1 protein-coding gene is annotated in these 1376 nt (G+C 70.5%); it reads right to left on the reverse strand.

Annotated features, from left to right (window positions below; genetic code table 11):
• A partial coding sequence (locus FREUN1FDRAFT_RS39080) for a DEAD/DEAH box helicase (protein WP_035957696.1) occupies positions 1 to 1346 on the reverse strand: 1346 nt, incomplete at its 3' end.
• Positions 1347 to 1376: the final 30 nt, after the last annotated feature.

Consider the following 1376-nt stretch of genomic DNA (forward strand, 5'->3'; position numbering starts at 1 on the left):
CGGACAGGCGGGGCGGAGTCCGGCGGGAGGAGGAACTCCCCCGGTTCCTGGCGGGTCATCACAGCAAGCGCCGCGGCGATGTCGGCGAGCGGCACGTCATGCTCACGGGTGTAGCCAAGGACCAGGTCCCTGAACACGGCGTGGGCCGGCGCGTCGAGCGCGGCGGTGATCGCGTCGTGGAACTTCGCGACCCGCCGGGCGTTCACATCCTCCGCGGTCGGCAGTTCCATCTCGGCGAGCGGCTGGCGAGTCGCCTTCTCGATCGCGGCGAGCAGGCCCTTCTCCCTCGGGGTGACGAGCAGCAGCGCCTCACCGCTGCGCCCGGCGCGGCCGGTACGGCCGATGCGGTGGACGTAGGACTCCGGGTCGGTGGGGATGTCGTAGTTGACGACGTGGGTGACCCGTTCGACGTCGAGGCCGCGGGCGGCGACGTCCGTGGCGACGAGAAGGTCGAGAGCGCCGTCACGGAGCTGGGCGATGAGCTTCTCCCGCTGCGGCTGGCCGAGGTCGCCGTTGATCGCCTCGGTGGCGAACCCGCGGCTGCGCAGCCGCTCGGCGACGTCCTCGGTCGCCGACTTCGTCCGCACAAAAATGATCATCGCTTCGAACGGTTCGACTTCGAGGACCCGGGTGAGCGCGTCCATCTTGCGCGGCCCGGCGACGGTCAGGAACCGCTGCCGGGTGTTCGCGGCCGTGACAGTCCGCGCCCTGACGGTGATCTCAACCGGGTCGCGCAGGTACTGCCGGGAGATGCGGCGGATCGGCGCGGGCATCGTCGCGGAGAACAGCGCGACCTGCTTGGCATCGGGGGTGTCGGCGAGGATCCGGTCGACCTCCTCCTGGAAGCCCATCCGGAGCATCTCGTCGGCCTCGTCGAGGACCAGCATGCGCAGGCCGCCCAGATCGAGCGTCCCGCGTTCCAGGTGGTCGATAACCCGCCCGGGAGTGCCGACGACGACCTGCGCGCCGCGGCGGATCCCGGCCAGCTGCGGAGCATAGGCCTGCCCTCCGTAGACCGGCAGCACATGCAGGCCGGGCAGGTGGTGGGCATACCGGCCGAACGCCTCGGCGACCTGCAGGACCAGTTCCCGGGTCGGAGCGAGCACAAGCGCCTGGGTGGAGGTGCTGCGCACGTCGATCCTGGACAGGATCGGGAGAGCGAACGCGGCGGTCTTGCCGGTCCCGGTCTGGGCGAGGCCGACGACGTCACGGCCCTCGAGCAGGGCAGGGATCGTGCCCACCTGGATCGGCGACGGCACCTCGTAGCCGAGTTCGGTGAGGGCTCGCAGGACTGCGGTACCAAGCCCGAGATCATGGAACGTCGGCTGGTCTTCGGACTCGGTCACACCTGAGAATACGGTTCCGGCGCGGCAGCC

The organism is Parafrankia sp. EUN1f (genome assembly GCF_000177675.1).
GTDB lineage: Bacteria > Actinomycetota > Actinomycetes > Frankiales > Frankiaceae > Parafrankia.